This is a genomic window from Clostridium aciditolerans (assembly GCF_016316925.1).
In the GTDB taxonomy this organism is placed as follows: domain Bacteria; phylum Bacillota; class Clostridia; order Clostridiales; family Clostridiaceae; genus Clostridium_AM; species Clostridium_AM aciditolerans.
Genome location: NZ_JAEEGB010000043.1, coordinates 16,851 through 43,766 on the forward strand (window position 1 = coordinate 16,851; position 26,916 = coordinate 43,766).

22 protein-coding genes are annotated in these 26,916 nt (G+C 31.9%); 21 read left to right on the plus strand and 1 reads right to left on the minus strand.

The genetic code is table 11. The features are described 5' to 3' along the window. The first annotated feature begins 66 nt into the window (after nucleotides 1-66). The 20 genes from cdaA (at nucleotide 67) to I6U51_RS22275 (ending at nucleotide 23,215) form a co-directional block, all read left to right on the plus strand. Complete coding sequence (gene cdaA, locus I6U51_RS22180; RefSeq protein ID WP_178906947.1) at nucleotides 67-915, plus strand: diadenylate cyclase CdaA; 849 nt, start codon at nucleotides 67-69, stop codon at nucleotides 913-915. Beyond that, complete coding sequence (locus I6U51_RS22185; RefSeq protein WP_211144744.1) at nucleotides 885-2,105, plus strand: CdaR family protein; 1,221 nt, start codon at nucleotides 885-887, stop codon at nucleotides 2,103-2,105. Before cdaA ends, I6U51_RS22185 begins: the two co-directional genes overlap by 31 nt. A gap of 2 nt (nucleotides 2,106-2,107) precedes the next feature. After that, nucleotides 2,108-3,709, plus strand: a complete 1,602-nt coding sequence (locus I6U51_RS22190; protein ID WP_211144745.1) for an NAD(P)/FAD-dependent oxidoreductase — start codon at nucleotides 2,108-2,110, stop codon at nucleotides 3,707-3,709. A gap of 89 nt (nucleotides 3,710-3,798) precedes the next feature. Continuing rightward, nucleotides 3,799-4,887 carry a butyrate kinase gene (gene buk / locus I6U51_RS22195; protein WP_343069845.1) on the plus strand — a complete coding sequence of 363 codons (1,089 nt, stop codon included), beginning with the start codon at nucleotides 3,799-3,801 and terminating at the stop codon, nucleotides 4,885-4,887. Next, entirely contained in the window at nucleotides 4,880-5,794 is a 915-nt protein-coding gene (gene ptb / locus I6U51_RS22200) for a phosphate butyryltransferase (protein WP_178906943.1), read from the plus strand. The genes buk (I6U51_RS22195) and ptb overlap by 8 nt, the downstream gene beginning before the upstream one ends. A 55-nt stretch (nucleotides 5,795-5,849) precedes the next feature. Continuing rightward, nucleotides 5,850-6,920 carry a butyrate kinase gene (gene buk / locus I6U51_RS22205; RefSeq protein WP_211144747.1) on the plus strand — a complete coding sequence of 357 codons (1,071 nt, stop codon included), beginning with the start codon at nucleotides 5,850-5,852 and terminating at the stop codon, nucleotides 6,918-6,920. Nucleotides 6,921-7,355: 435 nt separating this feature from the next. Beyond that, complete coding sequence (locus I6U51_RS22210) at nucleotides 7,356-8,018, plus strand: nucleotide-binding protein (RefSeq protein ID WP_211144748.1); 663 nt, start codon at nucleotides 7,356-7,358, stop codon at nucleotides 8,016-8,018. 145 nt (nucleotides 8,019-8,163) lie between these two features. Continuing rightward, complete coding sequence (locus I6U51_RS22215; protein ID WP_178906941.1) at nucleotides 8,164-8,382, plus strand: 4Fe-4S dicluster domain-containing protein; 219 nt, start codon at nucleotides 8,164-8,166, stop codon at nucleotides 8,380-8,382. Nucleotides 8,383-8,394: 12 nt separating this feature from the next. Further along, complete coding sequence (locus tag I6U51_RS22220) at nucleotides 8,395-9,465, plus strand: 3-methyl-2-oxobutanoate dehydrogenase subunit VorB (protein ID WP_211144749.1); 1,071 nt, start codon at nucleotides 8,395-8,397, stop codon at nucleotides 9,463-9,465. Then, nucleotides 9,465-10,214, plus strand: a complete 750-nt coding sequence (locus I6U51_RS22225) for a thiamine pyrophosphate-dependent enzyme (RefSeq protein WP_211144750.1) — start codon at nucleotides 9,465-9,467, stop codon at nucleotides 10,212-10,214. Before I6U51_RS22220 ends, I6U51_RS22225 begins: the two co-directional genes overlap by 1 nt. A gap of 1 nt (nucleotide 10,215) precedes the next feature. Next, the gene (locus I6U51_RS22230; RefSeq protein ID WP_211144751.1) at nucleotides 10,216-10,746 is read left to right on the plus strand and encodes a 2-oxoacid:ferredoxin oxidoreductase subunit gamma family protein; all 531 of its coding nucleotides are present in this window, start codon (nucleotides 10,216-10,218) and stop codon (nucleotides 10,744-10,746) included. 165 nt (nucleotides 10,747-10,911) lie between these two features. Further along, nucleotides 10,912-12,264, plus strand: coding sequence for a phosphoglucosamine mutase (gene glmM, locus I6U51_RS22235; protein ID WP_211144752.1), 1,353 nt, complete (start codon nucleotides 10,912-10,914; stop codon nucleotides 12,262-12,264). A gap of 513 nt (nucleotides 12,265-12,777) precedes the next feature. After that, nucleotides 12,778-13,350, plus strand: coding sequence for a sigma-70 family RNA polymerase sigma factor (locus I6U51_RS22240; protein WP_211144753.1), 573 nt, complete (start codon nucleotides 12,778-12,780; stop codon nucleotides 13,348-13,350). After that, nucleotides 13,343-14,800: a DUF4179 domain-containing protein gene (locus I6U51_RS22245; RefSeq protein WP_211144754.1), complete on the plus strand. Its 1,458-nt coding sequence runs from the start codon at nucleotides 13,343-13,345 to the stop codon at nucleotides 14,798-14,800. Before I6U51_RS22240 ends, I6U51_RS22245 begins: the two co-directional genes overlap by 8 nt. Before the next feature lie 785 nt (nucleotides 14,801-15,585). Next, the gene (gene glmS / locus I6U51_RS22250) at nucleotides 15,586-17,412 is read left to right on the plus strand and encodes a glutamine--fructose-6-phosphate transaminase (isomerizing) (protein WP_211144755.1); all 1,827 of its coding nucleotides are present in this window, start codon (nucleotides 15,586-15,588) and stop codon (nucleotides 17,410-17,412) included. 257 nt (nucleotides 17,413-17,669) lie between these two features. Next, nucleotides 17,670-18,914, plus strand: coding sequence for a sensor histidine kinase (locus I6U51_RS22255; RefSeq protein WP_211144756.1), 1,245 nt, complete (start codon nucleotides 17,670-17,672; stop codon nucleotides 18,912-18,914). A 5-nt stretch (nucleotides 18,915-18,919) separates the two neighbouring features. Further along, on the plus strand, nucleotides 18,920-19,759 hold the full coding sequence (locus I6U51_RS22260) for a DNA-binding domain-containing protein (RefSeq protein WP_211144757.1): 840 nt from the start codon (nucleotides 18,920-18,922) through the stop codon (nucleotides 19,757-19,759). A gap of 230 nt (nucleotides 19,760-19,989) precedes the next feature. Next, entirely contained in the window at nucleotides 19,990-21,408 is a 1,419-nt protein-coding gene (locus tag I6U51_RS22265) for an amino acid permease (protein ID WP_211144758.1), read from the plus strand. Between the two features lie 273 nt (nucleotides 21,409-21,681). Further along, the gene (locus I6U51_RS22270; RefSeq protein ID WP_178906930.1) at nucleotides 21,682-22,227 is read left to right on the plus strand and encodes a ferritin family protein; all 546 of its coding nucleotides are present in this window, start codon (nucleotides 21,682-21,684) and stop codon (nucleotides 22,225-22,227) included. 139 nt (nucleotides 22,228-22,366) lie between these two features. Next, nucleotides 22,367-23,215 carry a YihY/virulence factor BrkB family protein gene (locus I6U51_RS22275; RefSeq protein WP_211144759.1) on the plus strand — a complete coding sequence of 283 codons (849 nt, stop codon included), beginning with the start codon at nucleotides 22,367-22,369 and terminating at the stop codon, nucleotides 23,213-23,215. Between the two features lie 35 nt (nucleotides 23,216-23,250). Here the strand turns inward: I6U51_RS22275 and I6U51_RS22280 are convergent, their stop codons facing one another. Next, nucleotides 23,251-25,806, minus strand: a complete 2,556-nt coding sequence (locus I6U51_RS22280; RefSeq protein WP_211144760.1) for an FAD-dependent oxidoreductase — start codon at nucleotides 25,804-25,806, stop codon at nucleotides 23,251-23,253. A gap of 220 nt (nucleotides 25,807-26,026) precedes the next feature. On the opposite strand from I6U51_RS22280, the gene I6U51_RS22285 reads away from it, so the two are divergent. Beyond that, nucleotides 26,027-26,629 (plus strand): hypothetical protein, encoded by a 603-nt coding sequence (locus I6U51_RS22285; RefSeq protein WP_211144761.1) that lies wholly within the window; start codon nucleotides 26,027-26,029, stop codon nucleotides 26,627-26,629. Nucleotides 26,630-26,916: the final 287 nt, after the last annotated feature.

A 26,916-nucleotide genomic window follows, 5' to 3' on the forward strand; every position in this document is an offset into this window, starting at 1 on the left:
TTGAAATAAATAACATTAAATAGTGTATAATTGTAGATAGGTATTTTTATAAGGGCGGTGAAATGGGTGGAAATATTAGATATTGTAGTTAATTCAATTAAAAATATGGGTATATCTTCCATAATGGATATATTGGTAGTTTCATATATTTTTTATAAAGGTTATATGTTGATGAGAGAAACTAGGGCTGAACAACTTTTAAAGGGAATAATATTTATAATATTACTTATTCCGGTCAGTAGCTTTCTCAATTTGACAATGCTAAATTGGATTCTAACTAAAACATTAACGATAGGAGTTCTTTCATTTATCATCATTTTTCAACCAGAAATACGTCGTGCTTTAGAGCACTTAGGAAGAACTGCATTTAATGATAAACACATTTTAGAAGATGAAGAAACGATGGAAAGAGTTATAACTGAAGTTGTAAATTCTATAGAAAATTTATCTGATACTAGAACAGGTGCATTACTAGTAATTGAACAAATGACAGGCTTAGGAGATATAATAAATACTGGGACTAAGATAGATGCAATGGTGTCTTCTGCTCTTCTTGAAAATATCTTTGTAGTTAACACTCCGCTGCATGATGGAGCTACAATAATTAGAAATGATAGAATTGTGTCTGCAGGATGTTTTTTGCCACTAACTAATAATCAAGAAATAAACAAAAAGTTAGGAACCAGGCATAGGGCAGCTATTGGGTTATCCGAAAACTCTGATGCCCTAGTTATAGTGGTATCTGAAGAAACCGGTAATATTTCACTTGCGGTAAATGGTGTTCTTACAAGAAATTATACGAAAGAAAGACTTAAAGATATTCTTATTAGAATAATTAAGAGGAGACAGCAAAAAAAGCTGACTTTTAGAGAGCAGGTGATGGGATGGAAGAGAAAAATAAAAGGCAGCAAATAATAATTAGAATATGCTGCGTTATCGCATCAACTATACTATGGTTGTATATTTTTAATGTAGAAAACCCTATGAGAGAGCGTAAAATTTCTGTACCAGTACAAGTAACGAATAAGGATATATTAGCACAATCAAAGCTGGTACCAGTGGGGGAAGAACAGTTAAATGCAACCCTGACGATAAGAGGAAATGCTTCGGATATATATTCGGTAAAGGCTGAGGATTTTAAACTGGAATCGGATGTAGGAGGATATGTAGTAAAAAAAGGAGAAAACAAAATTCCAGTTACGGTGAGAAAAAGTCCTGAAAACGTAAGAATAGTAAATAATGAGAATTTGTGGGTGACAATAACACTAGATGAGCTAAAGCAAAAAACTGTATCAGTTAAGGTAATAACTGAAGGTAAAGCCAAAGAGGGATTTTTTGCAATGCAGCCTATATTAAAAAGTACTGAAGTAGAGATAAATGGTCCATCAGATGCAATTAAATCTGTAAGCAGTGCAGTTGCTAGATGTGATTTAAAGAGTTCTACACAGGATGTAAAGGCGCTAGTATCTCTTCAGCCAGTGGATTCTTCTGGAAATGTAGTAAATGGTGTATCTGTAAAACCAGATTCTATACAAGTAACTGTACCAGTTAAAAAAATTAAAAATGTACCTATAAATTTAAAATTGCAGGGGAATTTAAGCAATGAGGGAAATATAAAATCTATAATTCCTGTACCTGACACAATAGATATAGCTGGAGATGAAAAAGTAGTTTCAAATATAAATGCTTTAGATACAGAAAGTATAGATGTAAGCAAGTTATATAATAAAGATACTGCAGAGGTTAAAATTGTTATTCCTCAGGGTGTTACTCTTGTAAATAGCAATGGTACAATTAAATTAAAAATTAATTTAGATAAAACTGTGCAGAAAGACTTTAATTTAAATATACAGACAAAGAATTTAGGGAATAACTATGCTGTAAGCTTAGATGTTGATAAGGTGAATATAACTGTTTCTGGCTCAGAAAATATAGTAAATAACTTAAAACCAGAAAATATTGAGTGTTATGTAGATTTAAATGCTCTATCTGAAGGAGAGCATGTTACTAATGTTATCGTAAACTTACCTAGCGGAATATCTAAGGTAGCACAGAATCCGCCTACTGTAAAGGCAGTAATAACTAAAAAAAATATTGGAGGGTAAAAATGCCAATCAAAATTAATAATATAACAATTAATATAGATGAAGATATAGAAGTTCTAAGAAATAAAGTAGCAAAAAGGTTAAAAATATCTGTTAACGATATAGAAAACTTTAAAATAATAAAGGAATCAATAGATGCTAGAAAAAAAGATTTAATTAAGTTTAATTATGCTGTTGAAGTAAAGTGTAGTAATGAGTTAAAAGTAGTAAATAGGATAAATGATAAGGATGTTAAGATACAAGAGGAAAGACATGAAGAGGATTTTAAATTTGGCACTAAAAAAATGGCGTATAGACCAGTTATAGTGGGAATGGGACCTGCAGGTATGTTTGCAGGTCTTTTGATGGCGCAAAAAGGATATAAACCCTTAATAATAGAACGTGGGGAAAAAGTTGAAGAGAGAACAGATACTATAAATAAATTTTGGAATACAGGAAGCTTAAATACTGAATCAAATGTTCAATTTGGAGAAGGTGGAGCAGGAACTTTTTCTGATGGTAAACTTACAACAAGAATAAAGGATACTAGATGTGATTTTGTGTTAGATGAGTTAGTTAAAGCGGGAGCACCTGAAGAAATTATATATAGTGGAAAGCCACACGTAGGAACCGATATATTAAAAATTGTTGTAAAAAATATAAGGGAAAAGATAATAGAGTTAGGTGGAGAAATCAAATTTAATAATAGACTAGAGGACTTAATTATTAAGGATAAACAATTGAAGGCAGTTATAGTAAATGGAGAAGAAATCCCATGTGAAAGCTTAATATTAGCTATTGGGCACAGTTCGAGAGATACATACGAAATGCTATATAGAAAAGATATATTTATGGAGCCAAAGGCTTTTGCTATAGGTGTAAGAGTTGAGCATTCTCAAAAGCTAATAAATTTAAATCAGTATGGAAAATATGCTGAACATCCTAGGCTAAAGGCTGCAGATTACAGGCTTACACATACAACTAAAGCAACAGGCAGAGCTGTTTACAGCTTCTGTATGTGCCCAGGAGGAAAAGTGGTAGCCGCTGCCTCGGAAGAAGAAAGACTTGTAACAAACGGAATGAGTTACTATAAGAGAGATGAAGATAATGCTAACTCGGCTATTGTAGTTACCGTAGGAGAGCAGGATTTTGAAGGGAATACACCGCTGAAAGGTATGGAGTTCCAAAGACATTACGAAAAGCTGGCATATACGCTAGGTGGAGGTGGATACTATGCACCTATTCAGTTAGTAGGCGATTTTTTAGATGATAAAGTATCTACTAAGTTAGGTGATATAAGGCCAACGTATAGACCAGGTTATGAATTCAAAGATCTAAGAAAATGTCTTCCAACTTATGTTTCCGAATCACTAAAAGAGGGGTTAGCTAATTTTGATTTTAAAATTAAGGGTTTTGCAAGCAACAACGCAATTTTAACTGGAATTGAGACTAGAACTTCTGCTCCAGTGAAAATAACCAGAAATGATAGACTTGAAAGTATAAGTTTACAAGGCTTATATCCTTGCGGAGAAGGGGCTGGCTTTGCTGGTGGAATAGTGTCTGCTGCAGTAGATGGGTTAAAAGTTGCAGAAAGTCTAATGAAAGAGTATTGTCCATTATATTAAATTTTCTGAAAAATACTTTTTTGCGATATATCTGCTAAAATATAAATGAGTATATTAAAACGGTTTCATGGAGGTATTATTATATGGATATTAAATATCTTATTCTCGTAATAAATCCTGGTTCAACCTCTACAAAAATAGCATTATTTAGCAATGAGCAGTGTATAGCTTCTGAAAATTTATCACATAGTGTAGAAGAAATAAAGAAGTTCAAGAGCATTTATGAACAAAAAGAAATGCGTACAGAAGTTATAATGGAGTGGCTTAGAAAAGAGAATGTTTCCATTGAAAGCTTATCAGCAGTAGTAGGTAGAGGTGGACTTTTAAGACCAATGCCAGGTGGGACTTATAAAGTTACAGAAAGAATGCTGGAAGATTTAAAAATAGGTTATCAAGGTCAACATGCTTCGAACCTTGGTGGAATAATTGCATATACAATATCTAAAAAAACAAACATACCTGCATTTATTGTTGATCCTGTGGCAGTTGATGAAATAGAAGATGTAGCTAGGATATCGGGATTACCGGATATCCTACGAAGATCACTTGTTCACGCATTAAATATAAAAGCTGTTACTAGGAGAGTGTGTACTCAGTTAAATAAAGACTTCAACAAAAGTTCCTTTGTTGTAGCTCATATAGGTGGTGGAATATCAATATCACCAGTTAAAGACGGCAGAATAATTGATATGAATAATGCTAATGAAGAAGGACCTTTTTCTCCAGAGAGAGTAGGGGGAATTCCTGTAGGAGATCTAGTAAAGCTCTGTTACAGTGGTAAATATACATATGATGAACTAAGGAAAAAGATGATAGGTCAAGGTGGACTTACGGCATATTTAGGAACTAACGATGGAAGAGAAATTAATAGAAGAATAGATGAGGGGGATAAAAGAGCAGAGTTTATTCTGAATGCCATGGCTTATCAAATTGCTAAAGAAATAGGAGCTATGTCTGTAGAATTAAAAGGGCAAATAGATGCAATAATATTGACAGGCGGTATGGCTCACAATAAAAAACTTACAAGTTTTATAGAAGAAATGGTTAAATTTATTGCTCCTGTGACAGTAGTTCCAGGAGAAGATGAGATGTTAGCATTAGCTCAAGGTGCATTAAGAGCACTAAAGAGTGAAGAAATACCAAAAGTATATGAGGAAGAGGTGTTTATTAATGATTAAAAATTTTGCAGAAGTTTTACAAAAAGCTAAGGATCAAGAAACAAAAAAGGTAGCAGTTGCAGTAGCTCAAGACAAGCCAGTTCTTGAAGCTATTAGAGATGCTAAAGAGCAAGGAATAGCGGATGCTATACTAGTTGGCGAAAAGTCACAGATAGAAGCTATTGCAGCAGAAATAGGAATGGACTTAAGCAATTTTGAAATTGTTGATGAAAAAGATAGTGTAAAAGCTGCATTAAAAGCTGTTGAGTTAGTTTCATCAGGAAAAGCTGATATGTTAATGAAGGGACTTATTGATACAGCAAACTTCCTAAGAGCAGTACTAAATAAAGAAGTTGGATTAAGAACAGGAAAATTAATGTCACACGTTGGTGTATTTCAGTTAAATAATTTTGATAGATTATTATTCTTAACAGATGCCGCATTCAACATGTATCCAGAACTTAAAGACAAAGTAGATATAGTTAAAAATGCAGTAACTGTGGCTCAAGCAGTTGGAGTAGAAAAGCCAAAGGTTGCTCCTATCTGCGCTGTAGAAGTTGTAAATCCTAGTATGCAGGCAACTGTAGATGCTTCAATACTTTCAAAGATGAATGACAGAGGCCAAATAAAAGGATGCTTCATAGATGGACCACTAGCGCTAGATAATGCGTTATCAGAAGAAGCAGCAGCACATAAAGGAGTTACAGGACCAGTTGCTGGAAGAGCAGATATATTATTAATGCCTAATATAGAAGCTGGAAATATAATGTATAAGACTTTAACTTATACAACAGAATGCAAGAGTGGAGCATTATTAGTTGGAACATCAGCACCAGTTGTTTTAACTTCAAGAAATGATAGCCATGAAACAAAAATGTACTCAATAGCCTTGGCAGCATTAGTTGCTACTCAGTTAAAAAAGAAATAGTTTAATTACATATAAAATTACAAATTATTCACTTAAGTTTAAAGGAGGAAAAACAATGGCTTATAAATTATTAATAATAAATCCAGGATCAACATCAACTAAAATAGGAGTTTATGAGGATGAAAAACAAATATTAGAAGAAACTCTAAGACACTCATCAGAAGAGATAGGAAAATATGCTACTATATTTGATCAATTTGAATTCAGAAAAGAAGTTATACTACAGGTGCTAAAAGAAAAGAATTTTGATATAAACACGCTAGATGCAATTGTAGGAAGAGGCGGACTTTTAAAACCTATTGAGGGCGGAACTTATGCTGTAAACGAAGCTATGCTTGAAGATTTAAAAATTGGAGTTCAAGGACAACACGCATCAAACCTTGGTGGAATAATAGCTAATGAAATAGGTAACTCCTTAAATATACCAGCATTTATAGTTGATCCTGTTGTTGTAGATGAAATGAATGATGTTGCAAGAATATCAGGAATGCCAGAAATTGAAAGAAAAAGCATTTTCCATGCATTAAATCAAAAGGCAGTTGCAAAGAGATATGCAAAAGAAAATAATAAGTCATATGATGAATTAAACTTAATAGTTACACATATGGGTGGTGGAGTATCTGTAGGAGCTCACAAAAATGGAAAAGTTGTAGATGTAAACAATGCACTAGATGGAGAAGGTCCATTCTCACCTGAAAGAAGCGGCGGACTACCAGTTGGAGATCTTGTTAAGCTTTGCTTCAGCGGCAAATATACTATTGATGAATTAAAGAAAAAGATAAACGGTAAAGGTGGAACTGTAGCATATTTAGATACTAATGATTTCAGAGTGGTAGAGCAGAAAGCATTAGAAGGAGATGCTAAATCAAAGTTAATATTTGATGCGTTTGTTTTCCAGATTGCAAAAGAAATAGGTAAATGTGGAGCAGTTTTATGTGGAAAAGTTGATGCTATATTATTAACTGGAGGAATTGCATACAGCAAGGCTGTAACAGCAGCTATAAAAGAAATGGTATCATTTGTTGGACCAGTTGTAATTTATCCAGGAGAGGATGAACTTTTAGCTCTAGCACAAGGTGGACTTAGAGTACTAAATGGAGAAGAAAAAGCTAAAGAATATAAATAGTTTAATAGGTAATGCTAGAAGTACAGAACACATTCTTTTTCTGTACTTCTTTTTATATGCGAACTTTTTTATACCTGAACTTCTTTTAGATGAAGCAAACCAAAGAATTAGCGTAGTTTAAAAGCTGGAGTGAATTTTTATGCAAGATTATAAATAAAAATCATATTAGAAATTTTGAATATTTTATGATATAATATAAATGTGATAAAAAAATGGTCAGAAGAAAAATATTTTAAAGCAAAAAATTCATAAATTTCTACAAAAGTGAAATTCAGTAATGAATTTTATAGTAGACAATGAACTTAACCTTTGCTAAAATTAAACTATATGGACATAATTTAAGAACATAATAGGTTAAGTTGTACTCCGTATGAATACGTTTACGGGAAATTGCAGAAAAAAGAGTTGTTGTTCACTAATCTGAGAGGTGATATGGTGAGTAGAATAAGAATATTTACAGGACATTTTGGAAGCGGCAAAACTGAGATATCTATAAATTATGCAATAAAGCTTGCAAAAGAAGGTAAGAAAGTTGCAATTGTTGATTTAGATATAGTAAACCCTTACTTTTGTACAAGAGGAATCAAGAAAGAGCTTGAAGAGTATGGTATAAGAGTAATTGCTGCAGATCCTAACTTATCAAACGCAGAATTAATGGTGGTTCCGCCAGAAGTTTTATCTGTTTTTAATGATAAGAGTTATGAAGTAATCATGGATATCGGTGGTGACGATCAGGGAGCTGTTGTGCTTGGACAGTACAATAGATACTTAAGAGAAGAACCTTATGATATGTACTTTGTCATAAATAATAATAGACCTTTAACATCAAATAATGATGATACACAGGATTATATGAGAGTTATACAAGCAGCTTCTAGGCTTAAAGTAACCCATTTAATATCTAATACTAATATGTCTTATGAAACTGCAGTAGAAGATATTATTACAGGTGATAAGACAGTAAAGGAGCTATCCGAAAAACTTAATATACCTCATAAATATACTGTTTGCAGAAGAGACTTGATTGATGAGGTTAAGGGTAAGGTGCAAGGCGAACTTTTACCAATAGATATATATATGAAACCGCCTTGGAGATAAAGTAAAATTTTATCATTTCAAATTTGCTAGAAATAAAATTTATATAAATAGGGTTGAAAAACTCAGTAATTTTCTAGAACAAAAGCTATCTAGTAAGAATTGCTCAAAAGATTTTCAATTACCAACATTAAGGAGGGAATTTCTTATGCCAAATGCAAAGGTAACTTTTAGAGAAGAAAGATGCAAAGGCTGTGGACACTGTATAGCTGTATGTCCAAAGAAGATAATAAACTTTGCTGATAAACTCAATGTAAAAGGATATCATCCTGCAACTGTTACAGAGGATAAGATGAGTGAATGTGTTGCGTGTGCTTCATGTGCAAGAATATGTCCTGATTATGTAATAACAGTTGAAAAAGAGTAAGGAGGGCGTTTTATGGGAGAGAAAGTATTAATGAAGGGTAATGAAGCCATAGGAGAAGCTGCCATAAGAGCAAATTGTAAGGCTTTCTTTGGTTATCCAATTACCCCACAAACTGAGGTTGCTGCTTATATGGCAAAGAAAATGCCAAAAATAGGTAGAACATTTATCCAGGCTGAAAGTGAAGTTTCTGCTATAAACATGGTTTATGGTGCAGCTGGTACTGGAGTTAGATGTATGACATCATCAAGTTCACCTGGAATAAGCTTAAAAGCAGAAGGTATATCATACATTGCAGGTGCAGAGTTACCTTGTGTTATTGTAAATATAGTTAGAGGAGGCCCTGGTCTTGGAAGTATTCAACCAGCTCAATCAGACTATTTCCAAGCTACAAAAGGTGGCGCTCACGGAGATTTTAATATGCCTGTATTCGCACCAGCTTCAATACAAGAGATGGTTGACCTAATACAAGATGCTTTTGATGTAGCGGATATGTATAGAACTCCTTGTATGATTATGGGAGATGGAATGCTTGGTCAGATGATGGAACCAGTTGAGTTCAAAGAAAAACAAGCAAGAGAGCTTCCAGAAAAAACTTGGGCAGCCAATGGACTAGGTGGAAGAACAGAACATAATGTTATAAATTCATTATACTTAGAGCCAGAACTATTAGAAGATCATAACACACATCTTCAAAAGAAATATGCTGCTATAAAAGCAACTGAAGTTAGATATGAATTATTTAACTGTGAATCAGATTGTGACTTAATATTAGTTGCATACGGAACTACATCAAGAATATGTAAGAATGTAATTAAGATGGCTGAAAAGGAAGGAATAAAGTTAGGTTTAGTAAGACCAATAACTTTATGGCCATTCCCAGTTGAAGCTTTTGAAAATACAATAGATAAAACTAAACACGGCTATTTATCAGTAGAAATGAGCTGTGGACAAATGGTTGAGGATGTAAGACTTGTTGCAAGTGGAAGAAAACCAGTTGACTTCTATGGAAGATCAGGCGGTATGGTTCCAGATCCAACAGATATCCTTAACAAAGTTAGAGATATAGTAGGAGGTGCAAAGTAATGGCTATAGTATATCAAACTCCAAAATCATTAATAGATGTGCCAACTCACTATTGTCCAGGATGTACTCATGGATTAATCCATAAATTAGTTGCTGAAGTTATGGACGAGCTTGGTATATTAGATAAAACTATAGGTGTAGCACCAGTTGGATGTTCAGTTTTAGCATACAAATATTTTGCATGTGATATGTTTGAAGCTGCACACGGAAGAGCACCTGCAGTTGGTACTGGTATAAAGAGAACAAACCCTGATAAAGTAGTATTTACTTATCAAGGAGATGGAGACCTTGCAGCTATAGGTACTGCTGAAATAGTACATGCAGCAGCTAGAGGAGAAAATATAACTTCAATATTCGTAAATAACTGTATATATGGTATGACTGGTGGACAAATGGCGCCAACTACATTACCAGGTCAAGTTACAGAGACTTCACCATACGGAAGAGATACTAAACAAGCTGGACACCCAATAAGAGTTGCTGAAATGATCTCAACTTTAACTGGTGCTTGCTATGTTGAAAGAGTTTCTGTAGACACAGTTCCAAATACATTAAAAGCTAAAAAAGCTATAAAGAAAGCTTTCCAAAATCAGTTAGATGGAAAAGGATTCTCAATGATAGAAGTACTATCAATTTGCCCAACTAACTGGGGATTAACACCTTCAGAATCAATGCAATGGTTAAAAGACAACATGATACCATATTATCCTCTTGGCATTAAGAAGGATACAACTGAGGAGGTGAAATAAAATGGCATCACAACAGATAATTTTCGCAGGTTTTGGTGGACAAGGTATATTATCTATGGGTAAATTTCTTGCTTATGCAGGAATGGATGCTAATTTAAACGTTTCATGGTTACCATCATATGGTCCAGAAATGAGAGGAGGTACAGCTAACTGTTCAGTTATATTAACTGACGAGGGCATAGGCTCACCAATAGTTACTAAAGCTGATAGTATAGTTGTAATGAATAGACCTTCTCTAGAGAAGTTTGAAGACTTAGTAGAAGCTAATGGTGTTATAGTATTAGATTCAGATTTAGTGGATGTAATGCCTACAAGAACTGATTTAAATGTTATAGCAATCCCAGCTCAAACTATAGCTCAAGAATTAGGAAGCAAAACAATAGCTAATATGGTTCTTTTAGGAGCACTTGTTAAGAAGACAGGAATAGTTAGAATAGAAGCTTTACTTGATTCATTAAAGGCTCATGGAAAAGAAAAATTCTTTGAAATAAACAAGAAGGCTATTGAAAGAGGAATTGAATACGTAAAATAGTTTACTTAAGTTTGACCATCCGAAGTAATTTCGGATGGTTTTTTATATTAGTTTTAAGCTAGTTAATACCTGTTGTGACTGTAAGTAAATTGTAATATAATATTATAATGTAGTTAATATTGTTGAAAAAAATAATATATTAAGATAAAAGAGAGAGGTATTGATATGCATAGAATGTTTGGAACCGACGGAGTAAGAGGTGTCGCAAATAAAGAATTAACAGCAGAATTAGCATATAGATTAGGCAGAGCTGGAGCCTATGTGCTTACTGAGGGAGCACATAAACCTAAAATATTAGTAGGAATGGATACAAGAATATCCGGAGACATGTTAGAAAGCGCATTAGTTTCAGGCATATTATCTGTAGGCGCAGAGGCTCTTTGTGTAGGAGTGATACCAACTCCTGCAGTAGCGCACCTAACTAGAAAGTACGGAGCAGATGCTGGAGTTGTTATATCTGCATCTCACAATCCAGTAGAATATAATGGAATAAAATTTTTTAATGGACAAGGATACAAGCTATCTGATGAGTTAGAAGATAAAATACAAAGTGTTATAGAAAGCAACTTTGAGGGAGTTCCACTTCCAACAGGAGAAGAAATAGGAAGGAAGATAGAAGAGTCTGGCGAAGCAATTGGAGACTATGTAGAGTTTGCCAAATCAACTATAGATATAGATTTAAAAGGATTAAAGGTGGCATTGGACTGTGCTAATGGAGCTTCTTATATTACAGCAGTAAAAGCATTTAAGGAATTAGGTGCTCAAGTGTATGTTATCAATAATGATCCAGATGGAATTAACATAAATAAAAATTGCGGATCAACTCATCCTGAAGAGTTAATGGATTATGTGGTTAAAAAAGGATGTGACATCGGTTTAGCATTTGATGGAGACGCAGATAGATGCCTTGCAGTAGACGAAAAGGGAAACCTAATTAATGGTGACTTTATTATGGCTATTTGCGGTAAACATTTAAAAGAGACTGGCAAATTATATAAGGATATTGTTGTTGTAACTGTAATGAGTAATTTAGGATTAGATATAGCTTTAAATAAAGAAAATATAAAGACAATAAAAACTAAGGTTGGAGACAGATATGTTCTTGAGGAAATGGCTAAGGAAGGATACAAGCTTGGTGGAGAGCAATCAGGGCATATTATATTCTTGGATTACAATACTACTGGAGACGGATTGGTTACTGGACTTCAACTTGGAGCTATAGTTAAGAAAAGTGGAAAAACCCTATCAGAATTAGCTTCGATGATGAAGGAACTACCACAGGTACTTGTGAATGCTACAGTACCAAATAATAAAAAGAATATATACTTAGAAGATGAAGAAATAGTAAACGAAATAAAGAAGATGGAAGAAAAGCTAAATGGATGTGGACGAGTATTAATAAGACCTTCAGGTACAGAGCCATTAGTTAGAGTTATGCTTGAAGGAGAAGTTCAAAGTGAGCTTGATGAAATGGCGCACAACTTAGCACAACTTATTGAGAAAAAAGCAAATAGTTAATATATAAATAAGGTTTAAAGTGAAAATTTAAGGTAGTTTTCATATATAGAGTTACTAGGCAGAAAGTTAACTTATACGCCGGGATATGTTTCCAAGCTTCAGCACGTTAAAAACTTTTAGCCAGTCTAAAGCTTGTGCTTTAAGACAACCTAAGAACTTTCGAGAACTCGCTCCGCTCAAACAACTCTAAAGTTCTAAGATTCTCTTAAAACCCTTCACTAAGACTGGTACAAAGTTTTTAAATCTACTTCAGCTTTGGAAATATATCCCTCTGTATAAGTCAACTTTCTAGTTAGTTTTCATATGATATAAAGACACAGGCATAGACCTGTGTCTTTTTTTGCTATAAATATTATGCTTAATATATAGGGTGTATTTTAAATTATTTAGATAAATTTAATATTTAATGATAGAAAGTTGATATTATATTTGTATTATTATATGAAGAGCTCTTTAAAAATAATTTTATCTTATAAGAACATAAAAATTGCAGGAAGTATAATGGAGGGGAAAATGGGGATAAATGAAGATAATTTCATTAGAGAATTAAACAATAAAAATCCTAAAGCTTTAGAATACGCATTTAATAGCTATTGTGACTATATATACAATGTAGTATTTGGGGTATTTGGTTCAGAACAATATTCTACTTATATAGACGAATGTATTAATGATATATTCATGTGTCTATGGAATAACATAGAAAGCTTTGATGAAGAAAAGGGAAGTTTTAAGTATTGGTTTAAAGCAGTAGCAAAATATAAAGCTATAAACTATAAAAAGAAGATAATTAAAGATGCCAATATAGAATGTATAGAAGATTATATGGTTGAAGCAAAAAATCAGGTAGAAGATTTAATTATATCTAAGGAGAATAAAGGTGAGGTTGTTAATGCTATAAAGGAGCTTAAAGAAATAGATAGAGAAATCTTTATGAGAAGGTATTTAATACAAGAAGATATAGTAGATATAGCAAGATATCTAGGAATAGATAGGAGTATAGTTGACAACCGACTTTCTCGTGGAAGAAAAATTTTAAAAGAAAAACTTACTTTTTTAAAAAAAGGAGGTTGTATAAATGAATAGAGATGTTTTGGATGAAAAAGATATCCTAGAATTATTTAATTATATTGAGAAAGATGACAAAGAAGATGAATATGACGACCTAAAAATAAATGAACTACGAAAGAAAAACTTAAGGGAAAATTTAATGAAACAAATTAGCAGTGAAGGTAAAGTGAGAAGATTTAAATATAAAGCAGCAGCTGCAGCTGCGATATGTATAATATCAGCTAGTGTTCTAGTAGTACCAGCTTTCGCAAAAAATATTCCTGCATTAAATTCTATAATTCAGAGTTTTAACGATAAGAATGGAGAATATCAAAAGTACACTCAATCAATTAATAATAGTGTAACTGATAAGGGTATAACGTTAACTATTAATGAAGTATTATGTGATAATAATGAGTTAATTATGGGATATACGATAAAAAGTGATGGGAACATTAAGGATGTTATTAAGGATAAGATGGTCGAAAATTACAGACCTTTCTTCTTAGGGCACTATTTAAAGATAAATGGCAAAGATGGATTTGGTAATGGTGGAGATGGAGGGAAATATGTAGATAATCATACCTATGTAGGATCATGCGAAATTAATGTGTCAGATAAAAATCTTCCAGAAACTATAAATATAGACTTGAATATAAGAGATATAGGTGGAATAGAGGGAAACTGGAAGCTAAGCTTTAGCTATTCAAAAAAGGAAATACTTAAAGAAACCAAAGTATTTAAACCCAATACAAGTGTAAACTTTCCAGAAGCAGCTATCAATATAAAAAGAGTAACCTTTACTCCAATAAATACTTCTATAATGTTTACTGGTAAATATACTAATAAGGATTATAAAGATTTAGAGAAAAGAACAAAAGCTTTTGGAGAAGAGCACTATGCAGGAGAGATGAAATATGGTAATTGGTTTGTCTATGATGACAAGGGGGTAGAAATCCAATGGAAGGAATTCCATACTAGCAGCGAAAAACATTCTTTATTTAGTGATTTTTATGGTGAACTAAAATGTATTCGAATGAAAAGTATTCCTAAATATTTAACGATTATACCTTATAGTCTTCCTAAATTTGATAGCAATTATAAGATGAAAGAAGAAAGCAAAGCTATTAATGGGCAGTATCCGTTAGAAATCTCCCAAGGTAAGATTGGGAAGACTATAATTAAAGAAATAGAACTCAAAGAAGATAGAACTATAGTTAGGTATAATGTAGAAGGTTTAGCTCCGCTTACACAGGCAAGTAGTCTATTTATTAAAGACACGGAAAATAATTATGTTGAGTATAAAAATAATTCTGACCTCATTAATGTAGGTAATAGAAGAAAAGATGAAAATAAGCCTAATGAATATGTTGTGGAGTTTGAACCTTTAGATAAAAATAAAAAATATACTATAGGAACAAGGAATTTTGATGATTTTGATATAAGAGAGGATTTAAAATTTAAAATAGATCTTAGTAATAAATAGCGGATAAGGAGTTGTATATATCTATATATTGCAACAATATATAGATATATACAACTTTTAAATTTAAATAAACTATATATGTTTAATAGAGTAATTATTTTAAGCTATTGGTATTAAAATGAACTTAATATTAATTTTATAAAAAATATATTGACCAAATTATTAAAGTAGCCATATAATATAGGAGCAACTTGTTTTATGCTACATTGATTTAAATAATTGGGGAGGTGAATAACAGAGAGTAGGCTTATAGTGTTTATAAGTTAAATTTTAAAGCGCCAGAACTTAAGTGAGGTTCTAAATCTATGATTTAGTTAACCGAACTTACACAGATGTGTAAGTGATAATTTAGAAACGTCCGGGTAAGTTGGACTAGCTAAGTTGGAATTTACACGCCTGTGTAAGTTCCAGCAACCAAATCTTTGATTTTGGCTGTCACTTAAGTTGACGAGGATGGGGAGTATCGATTCTTCGGCGGGTGCCCCACGGTATCGCACTACCGTTAGCGGTTGATAAAATCGGAAAGTGATTTCCGACACAATATCAACCTGGTGTTAAAACCTAAGCATCCAACCTAACTTTGTGTTTGTTGGAAAGCTTACTTCTTCATGCAGCATGAAGAGGTTTCGTCATTAGCGAATTTAAAATCATAAAAGCTTATTTAATCCTTTCATTTTTTGATATTTAGGAAGGGCTTTATAAGCGTGAAATTAAAATTGTGAATTTGAGTTCGCTATTCTCCAAAAGGAGAATTATAAATTTAAAATGAGAAAGGAAGATTATTTATGTGCGGAATAGTTGGTTTTGTAGGAAAGAGAGAGGCTTCACCAATATTAATTGAGGGGTTAAGCAAATTAGAATATAGAGGATATGATTCAGCAGGTGTAGCAATACTTGATGGAGATAAATTAAATGTAACAAAATGCAAGGGAAGACTTGCTAATCTTGAAGACAAACTTGAAACAACTCCATTAAAAGGTTGTGTAGGTATAGGCCATACAAGATGGGCGACTCACGGTGAACCATCAGATTTAAATTCACATCCTCATACTACTGAGGATGGAACAATCAGTGTAGTTCACAATGGAATTATAGAAAACTATATCCATTTAAGAGAATGGTTAATGACAAAGGGATATAACTTTGCTTCAGAAACTGATACAGAAGTTATACCTCACTTAGTTGATTATTTCTACGATGGAGATCTAACTGATGCTGTTATGAAGGCTGTTGCAAAGATGGAAGGAAGCTATGCTATAGGTGTAGTTTGTTCCAAAGAGCCAGACAAAGTTGTAGCTGTAAGAAAAGATAGTCCATTAATAGTTGGATTAGGAAAAGAAGAATCATTTATAGCTTCAGATATACCAGCTATATTAAATCATACAAGAGATATTTATCTTTTAAATGATAAAGAATTTGTAGTTATGACTAAAGATGGAGTAAAACTTTTATCAGAAGAAGGCGAAGAAATAAAGAGAGATATATATCATGTAACTTGGAATGCAGATGCAGCTGAAAAGGGTGGATTTGAGCATTTCATGATAAAAGAAATTCATGAACAGCCAAAAGTTATAAAAGATACAATGACATCAAGAATTATGCCAGGTAAGCCTGTAACTCTTGATGATATAAAAATAACAAAAGAGCAAATAGAAAATATAGATAAAATATATATAGTAGCTTGCGGAACTGCTTATCATGCGGGGGTTGTAGGTAAGTATGTAATAGAAAAACTTGCAAGAATACCTGTAGAGATAGAAGTTGCTTCTGAATTTAGATATAGAGATCCAATCATAAATGAAAGAACCCTAATGATGGTTATAAGTCAATCAGGAGAAACAGCAGATACTTTAGCCGCACTTAGAGAAGCTAAAAAACAAGGTGCTAGAGTAATCGCCGTAACTAATGTTGTTGGAAGTTCTGTATCAAGAGAAGCTGATGATGTATTATATACTTGGGCTGGTCCAGAGATCGCAGTTGCTTCAACAAAAGCATATGTTACTCAGCTTATAGCTATGTATATGATAGCATTATTCTTTGCTGAAAATAAAAAGACTATAAGTGAAGAAACTATAGATCAAATAAAGAAAGAAATGCTTACACTGCCAGAAAAAGCAGAGAAGGTATTAGAAAATAAAGAAACTATACAAAAGTTTACTGCAAAAACTTATATGCATAAAGATATGTTCTTCTTAGGAAGAGGTCTTGATTATGCAGTAGCTATGGAAGGATCATTAAAGCTTAAAGAAATATCATATATCCATTCAGAAGCTTATGCAGGTGGAGAACTAAAACATGGTCCAATAGCTTTAATTGAAAAAGGAACTATTGTAATAGCAGGAGCTACTCAAGAAGACTTGTTTGACAAGATGGTAAGTAATATAAAAGAAGTTAAAACAAGAGGAGCTAATGTTCTAGGAATTACTTGTGAAGGACATGATGAAATTGAAAAGACTGTAGACTCTGCATTGTATATACCAAAAGTAATGGATATACTTTCACCAGTAGTTTCAGTAATTCCACTACAATTATTATCATACTATATGGCTATACAAAAAGGCTGTGACGTTGACAAGCCAAGAAATTTAGCAAAGAGCGTAACAGTTGAATAGTTTTTGTAAAAAATTAACTATTAGTTATAGATAAATGAGTTCGTTCAAATAGAAGAAAAGTTGTTCAAAATAGAGAGAAAGCCAAGGGAAATATGGCTTTCTCTTTTTTCATTGGATAGAAAAAGAGAAAGAGAAATTAATTATAAGTTGAATAGCCATGGTACCAACGATATTCTAAAATACAATACTTTGATGAATTAAAGTGGAATTTATAGTATACTATTATTGAATTAGTAAATTAAAGGGAGGTGTACTAGATGAAAAAGTTCAAGAATATTCTTGTAGTTGTGATTTGTGTAAGTATAGCGTCTCAGGTTTATTTTAACTTTTTAATCCAAGGTTTTACTATATCTTTTTCAGTTGTTGTATTTTCTATATTTCTTTATAATTATGTTGGATTAAACCCAATGAAAACAGCGATAATCACAGGAATAATCACGTCATTTATTCATTCGAGTGTTATGGATTTTGATAAAATCCCTAAAATGATGACGCCAGAGATGGCATTCTTTGTTACTTATGGAGTTATGTTTTATTTTTTATATTACAAGAATAGGAAAAAGGATCTGACAAAATTCATGATTTCAATATTTTTCTGCGATCTTTTTTCAAATATTGTTGAATTAAGTATTAGAACTCAAATAACTGGGATAAATAGCAATATGATAAAAGATCTTTTAATAGTAGCTTGTATAAGATCTTTAATGACTTTAATTATATTAATAGCAATGAAATATTATAAATCATTTCTTATAAAAGAAGAACATGAAGAACGCTATAGAAGATTAATATTATTAACTTCTGGATTCAAAAGTGAAATATACTTCATGAATAAGAATGCTGCTGAAATAGAAGACGTAATGAAGAAATCATTTTCAGTTTACGAGATTGTTTCAGAGAATCATTACCCTGAAGAATTGAAAAATCTTACGCTTGATATTGCTAAAGATGTTCACGAGATTAAAAAGGATTATATTAGGGTTATGAGAGGACTTGAGGAGATAGCTAATAATAAAATAGATATTGAACGCATGAAGATAAAGGATATTATAAATATTCTAGAAATAGATACAAAAGACTATATAATTACTAAAAATTTGGATATTGAACTTGATTTCAGAGTTGAATGCGAATTTTATGTTCTTGAACATTTTTATTTGATGTCAATTATAAGAAACCTTATTTTTAATAGTATAGAAGCTATAGATAATAAAAAAAGAGGATTGGTTAAACTAAAAATTGAGAAGATTGGAGATGAATATGTCTTTTCTGTATTTGACAATGGAACAGGTATAAGTGAAAGTAATTTTGATTTTATATTTAATCCTGGCTTTTCTACTAAGTATAATAAGGAAACTGGTAGTATATGTAGAGGTATAGGACTTACTTTGGTAAGAGATCTGGTTCAGGATATTTTTAAAGGAAGTATATCTGTACAATCTATAAAAAATAAAAGTACAACTTTTACAGTAAAAATACCGACAATTTCATTTAGGAGGTAGGCATAATGCGATATTATATTATTGACGATGATGTTAATATTGTTAAGATACTGACCAATTTGATTGAAGAAAACGGGTCAGGTGAAGTAATAGGCAGCTCCAATGATGGAGAGACAGCGCTTAACGAAATATTGATTTGCAATCCGGATATTGTATTAGTTGACTTACTTCTACCTAAATTGGATGGTAATAGTTTAGTAAGAGAAGTAAAGCTGCTAAAACCCAAGATTAAATTTATAATGATTTCTCAAGTATCAGATATAAAGTTAGTAGAGGATTCCTATAATTCAGGAATTGAGTTTTTTATTAGTAAGCCTATTAATAAAATTGAAGTGGAGAAAGTTACAAGTAAGGTTGCTGAAAAAATTGAAATTGAAAATATGCTTTATAATATAAAAAAAGTATTCAAAGATATGAATCCTCAAAAAAAACCTCAAGATAATAAGGACAATAATATGAAAAGAATCAAGCATGTTTTAAGTAAGTTTGGAATGCTAGGTGAAAAGGGAACAAATGATATTATTAAAATCTGCATGTATTTGTTAGAAACAAAAAAATCATTTGAAGAATGCAATTTTAATGATTTGTGCTGCATTATTGGGGATAGTCCTAAAACAGTGCAACAAAGAATGAGGAGAGCAATTAAGACTGGATTGACGAACCTTGCATATATAGGAATAGAAGATTATTATAATGAAAGCTTTCAGGAATATTCAAAGGGTATGTTTGATTTTGCAAGTGTTAAAGCCGAGATGGATTATATTAAGGGGAAGAATAAAACAGGCGGAAAGGTAATAATAGGAAAATTCTTTGAGGGATTGCTGTTACAATGTGAAGACTACTAGGGATTCCTTGATCTCATATATTGAATTTTATACCGTTGAAGACTTGTTTACAGACAATTCGGATAAATGATTCGATACTATCAAATGCTTTTAAAATTTAGAATTTTAAAAGCATTTCGTTTTTTGTGTGAAGAATTGTGAAGAAATGTGAAGCATTTTGTAGTCAAGCTAGTATAATCAAGTCAATAATTACAGCTAAACATTAATTATAATTTATAGGGGGCTATCGTATGAGGTCATTTTTTAGAAAAAAAGACGTAAACGCTATTTTAGACAGCAATAGAAACAGCTCTACAGAGCGAACTTTAGGTGCATTTGACGTAACATTAATGAGTATTGGTGCAACAATTGGAACTGGTGTAATGGTTTTAACTGGTGTTGTTGCTGCAAGAGATGCAGGTCCTGCTGTTGTTCTATCATTCATCGGCTCTGCAATTGCATGTATACTTGTAGCTCTATGTTATGCTGAATTCGCATCATCAATTCCAACATCCGGTAGTGCATATGCTTATATCTATGCATCATTAGGTGAATTCATTGCCCACCTAGTTGGATGGTCACTTTTTATCGGATATACAGTATGTACTGCAACTGTAGCCGGTGGTTGGTCGGCATACTTTAATAGCTTGCTAAAAGAGTGTGGAATTAATCTACCTAGTATGTTTATTAATATTCCAAGTCAAGGGGGACTATTTAACGCCCCAGCAGTTATCGTAGTATTATTCATTACACTTCTTCTATCAAGAGGTACAAAAGAAAGTAAAAAAGTAAATAATGTTATGGTATTTGTGAAACTTGGTGTTATAGTTCTATTCGTAGCTGTAGGTGCATTTTTTATAAAGCCAATAAATTGGCACCCATTTATGCCATTTGGTATTAAGGGAGTATTTGCCGGTGCAGCATCTGTATTCCTTGCTTACGCAGGCTTTGATGCAGTTTCAACTTCTGCCGAAGAAGTAAAGAATCCTCAAAAAAATCTACCTATAGGTATTATTGCTTCAATGATAGGTTGTACAATTATATACATTATAGTTTGCCTAATTCTAACAGGTGTTACACATTACACTAACTTAAATGTTGGCGATGCTATGGCTTATGCATTAAGCTCTGTTGGACAGGGATGGGCAGCATCTATACTTTCAGTTGGAGCAGTTGTGGGAATTTTAGCAGTTATTCTTGCATACGTTTACGGTTCATCACGTATATTATTTTCAATGAGCCGTGATGGATTACTTCCTAAAGCTTGGTCTAATGTAAATCAAAAAACAAATGTACCTGTACTTTCAACTTGGTTAGTAGGATGTCTAGCTGCTTTACTTGCAGGAGTTATAGATCTAAAACAATTGGCGGATCTTGCTAATATGGTTCTTTTAGGAACATTCTCACTTGTAGCATTATCTGTAATTGTACTTAGAAAAACTCATCCAAACTTAGAAAGAGGTTTTAAAGTACCTTTAGTACCAGTAGTACCTTTAATGGCAATAGCATGTTGCTTATTCCTTATGTTCAGTTTATCAAAGACAACATGGTTATATTTTGGAGTATGGAATTTACTAGGAGTAGTTGTTTACTTTGTATATTCACGTAAACATAGTTCATTACAGAACAAGGATATCTCTGAACCTGCATTACAAGAAAAAAGTGCTTAATTAATTGAGTAATTATATATGTAAATAAAATTGATATAGTGTTTTAGAGGTCAGGAATTTCTAATCAGAAAGTGATTAGAAGTGCCTGACTCTTTTTTTACTTATATATAGAAAAATTGTAATTAAATATTAATGTATAAAAAATATTATATAAAAATTTTTCAAAAAGGTGTTGCAAATTAATAATTATTATTATATAATATTAATTGTAAGAAACGAGAAAATAAAAATTAATTAAAAATATAAAAATGATATAATCGGGAGGAATTTAAAATGAAAAAATTTGTTTGTTCAGTATGTGGATATGTTTATGAAGGAGAAGCAGCACCAGAAAAATGCCCACAATGTGGAGCTGGTAGTGATAAGTTTGCTGAAAAAGTAGAAGGGGCATTAGCTTGGGCTGATGAGCATAAAGTAGGAATAGCTAAAGATATAGATCCAGAGGTTATAGAAGGACTTAAAGCAAACTTTATGGGCGAATGTACAGAAGTAGGAATGTATTTAGCAATGAGTCGTCAAGCAGATAGAGAAGGATTCCCAGAAATAGCTGAAGCTTATAAAAGAATAGCTTTTGAAGAAGCAGAACATGCAGCAAAATTTGCAGAGTTACTTGGAGAAGTTGTGGTAGCTGATACAAAGAAGAATTTAGAAATGAGAGTTGAAGCAGAGCACGGAGCATGCCAAGGTAAAAAGGACTTAGCTACTTTAGCTAAGAAGTTAAACTACGATGCAATCCATGATACAGTACATGAAATGTGCAAAGATGAAGCTAGACATGGAGCAGCATTTAATGGATTGTTAAACAGATATTTTAAATAAAAATTACTCTTAATCAATATAAAATATAATAAGGTCAAATTTAACAAAAAACCTGTATCTAAATTTAGATACAGGTTTTTTGTATAGTAATAATATGCTTTATCATGGGAAAAACTTAATATTAAGGAGGTAGTTTTTATTGGGCAGTAAATTAGTAAAAGATATAAAAAACTTAGCATTTCGATTTAATGATGATGAAGTTTTAGCTTTGGCATCTCAGTTAGCATATAGTTTAATATTTTCATTTTTCCCATTTATAATATTTTTAATGACTTTCGTTGGTTTTAGTCCAATAACTAGTAGAGATGTGATAGAGGTACTACAACTAATACTTCCACTTAGTGCTGTAGATCTTGTGAAAAATACTATAGTAGAAGTAGCGGATACGAAACATGGGCATTTACTATCTTTAAGCTTAATTGTTACTATATGGTCTGCTTCTGCTGGGTTTAATGCGGTAATCAGAGGACTTAACAAGGCATATAGCGAACGAGAAGAACGATCGCTGATAAAAGTGCAGCTAATAGCAGTTTTATCTACTTTTGCTTTAACCTTTATAATAATATCAACCTTTTTATTATTAGTGTTTGGAGAAGTAATAGGAAATGCACTAGCTACTAGCTTGGGAGTATTCTATATTTTTGCAACTATATGGAATAAACTAAGATATCTTATTATGAGCATATCTGCCATATTTATTTTTGCAGCCTTATACCGATATACACCTTGTAGAAGACTTACATGGAAGGAAGTTATGCCAGGTGCTATTTTTTCAACTATAACTTTAACTATAGTATCCTTAGGATTTGCATATTATGTAAACAATTTTGCGAATTATTCAAAGATATATGGAAGTATAGGAACTGTAATAGTGATTCTAACATGGTTATTTATACTATCAGTAATAGTATTAATGGGAGGAGAATTAAATGCCACTCTTGCTTTTGATAGAGAGGGCAAAGAAAAACCGAAAGGCGTTAGATATTAAAAATATAGGGTTTCAATTAGAAACCCTATAAAATGCTATATGAAAAAGTTATCAGACATAATGTCTTTTATAGTTTTACCACTTTGTATTGCAGATATTATTTTACCGGACTTTTTGGTATCTCCAAGTAGTATACCTCCAATTAGCTTATTGTCATTGAAAAATAATTTTTGATATATACCCTTTTGAGAGTCTAAGGAAGATAAAGCTTTGGATTCCGAGCTAAATGTACCACAGGAGAATAATTCAGTGTCCATAGCTGAAAAAATTACAGATGATACAAAGTCAGTGAAATAGGATTCATCACCTACAGCATTAGCACCTGCGGTTTTTCCCATTTCGATAGAAGCTTGCCAGTTTCCATAAACTTTTCCGTTATATTCACAAATATCTCCACATGCATATACATTTTCAACAGATGTCTCCATCTTATCATTTACTACTATTCCTCTATCAGTTTTTATACCGCATGTTTCAGCAAGAGCTTTATTCGGACGTATTCCTATTGAAAAGATTACTATATCTGTATCAAGGGATCTACCACTTGACAACATAACTCCATTAACCTTATCATCTCCTAGTATTTCTACAGCAGAGTCTTGAAGTATTACGCTAACACCAGATTTATCAATAGAAGCACTAAATAACTTAGCACCGTCTTCATCTAATTGACGAGAAAGAAGTCTGTTTGCAAATTCTACTACAGTTACGTCAAGTCCACAGTTTTTAAGCTCCCAAGCTGCTTCAAGGCCAAGCAAACCACCGCCTATAACTACTGCCTTCTTGGAATTTGATATATAATTCTTAATTGCATCAGCATCAGATAAGTATTTTAAACTGAAAACACCTTTTTTATCAATTCCTTTAATCGGAGGTACAAAACTGGAACTTCCATTAGCTAATATAAGCTTATCATAAGAAATTTGTCTTCCATCAGATAATATTATTTTTCTATCTTCTCCATTAATTTTATCTACATGTGAATTTAAGCACAAATCTATATCGTTATCTTTATACCAACGCTCAGGAACTACATAAAATTCGTCGTCAGATATTGAAGATGATAAATAATCAGATAGCTGAGGTCTAAAATAAGTTAAGTTATTTTCAGATGATACCATTATTATTTTACAATTTTTGTTTCTTTTTCTAATAGTATCTGCTGCAGAAAAACCTGCTGCTCCATTTCCTATTATTAAATAAGTTTTATCATCATCATTTCTAAATTCAATTCCTGACTCAACAACTTCTACGAATTGCTCTGAACTAGCTCCACATACAGAACATGTTTCAGGCGGCTCCGTACCCTCGAAAACTACTCCGCATATTAAACATTTCCATTTTTTTGATGTAGATGGCTTATTAGGCTTATTAACTTTGATTATATTTTCATCTATTTTTTGTGCAAAACTTTGTCCAAAGTGATAAGCATGAGTTAGATCCTCTTCAGAAGGTTTAAAATTCACCCTGAGTCCTGGAGAAAAAACATCCATTTTTAATTGTTTAAGTCTGTTCTCTATATTACTAACAGATTCACCACTCCAACCATATGATCCAAAAGCAGCAGCAGTTTTTCTACCATGAACTATAGGGTTAAGCGATATTAATATATCTAATATAGGTTTTAGTGCATCGCCATTTATTGTAGGAGAACCAAATATTACTCCATGAGATTTTTCTATACTACTTATAATGTCGTTTATATTATGATGTATTACATCAAACAATTCTACTTTAAATTCACCAATTGAATGTATACCTTCTTCAATTTTTTTTGCTAAGGATTCTGTATATCCATATGCAGAAACATAAGGAATTACTATATGCTTACTTTCAGATGGTTTTTCAGAATCTAAGCTCCACTCTTTATATAGTTTTATTATTTTAGAAGGATTGTCTCTTAGAACCGGACCGTGTCCAGGACATATCATGTCTATATTTAAATCTTTAATCTTATCTATAGCATCTAAAACATAAGATTTAAATGGGCCCATTATTGCAGTGAAGTAATATTTCAATGCATCCATATAATTTTCTTGGCTTTCATTTAAATCATTAAATATATCTTTATTTGAGTAGTGGCTTCCAAATGAGTCGCAGGTAACTAAAAGGTTATCTTCAACAATATAGGTATACATAGAATCTGGCCAATGTAAAAATGGTGCAGATATAAATTGCAAAGTTTTATTTCCTAGACTTAATGTATCACCATGTTTAACTGTAATAGAGTCAAATTCTCTATTTACTATACCTCTCATAAATCTAAGAGCTGTAGATGAACCTACGAGTTTAGCTTTTGGAGCTAGATCCAATAGTTTAGCTACTGAACCTGCATGATCTGGCTCTGTGTGATCAATTACTATATAATCTATATCTTTTATATCTGTGTTTAAGGAATTAAGTCTTTCTAAGAATTCATCAAAAAATTTTTCTTTAACTGTCTCAAATATAGCGGTTTTTTCACTACCCTTTACTAAATATGAATTATAGGTAGTTCCATAAGGAGTATACATTATTATGTCAAAGATTCTTAAGCTAGGATCTAGAGCACCTACCCAGTGAATATCCTTTTTGATTTCAATGGCATTCATTTACTTATCCCCCATTTCAAATTATTGATATTTAGTTTTAATTAATAATTAATATCCATAAAAATATTATAATATATAGAAAGACTAAAATCAATATTTGGTGGAAGATAATATAATCATAAAATATAAAATAATTTTATGATTAGTATATTTTTTATTTATTGAGAAAAAATATAGGATATGTATTTATGCTTAAAAGAATTTTCTAGAAGGTGATATTGTGAGAAGTAAAGATTATATGAGAAAGATTTATAGAAATTTTTCGGAGTTTATTTCAGAATGCTCTAGCCAGGAGCTAGAATACTTCATTTTTGATTCAAAGTTTACAACAATGTTTAATCAAAGAATAAATGAATTGATCAATGATATAAGAGCTGAAGGAAAGAAAAGTATAGAGCTGTCAATAATTTTTAACACTGAAGGAGAGATAGCGTTAATAGATGGCTATATCATAGGTCGATACATATCCAATAACTATGATATGCATATGGAACAATATTATAAGGAAACATCATTGAACAATATAGTAAAACACGTAGTGAATGGCAATAAAAAATCTAAAAAGGATTTTTTAATACTTTCTTATGAAATATTATATAATACATTAAATAGTATATATTCCGACATAAAATTCAAAAAAGATACGCTACAAGGTTATATAAATGCATATGATTTGAAGCATTGTGTTGGTGATGATTGTGCTTTAGTTGTTGTAACGATATTAATAATGGAAGATATTTGTAAATTTTTAAGAATTAATGAAGAAATTTTAGATGAATCTATCTGTTATATAGGACAAAAAAGAAATAGTCAAAATAGATAGAATTTCGACAAACACATTCAATTAAAAGGTAAATAGTTACATTAAAGTAATATACATGGTGCCATAGATGATGTTACAAGCTTTTTGATGTCACATAAAAGAGATAAGTTGTAATTAACCTTATCATGAAATGACATATTTCTTTTATTCAGTATGTTAAGATAATCATGAAGTTAATTATGGGGGGAACAGCACTATGGTAGTAGAAAATTTAATAAGAACAGAAAGTAGAGACAATGTAAAATATGTTTATCTCTACAGATTATTAAGGTTATTCTAATTTTATT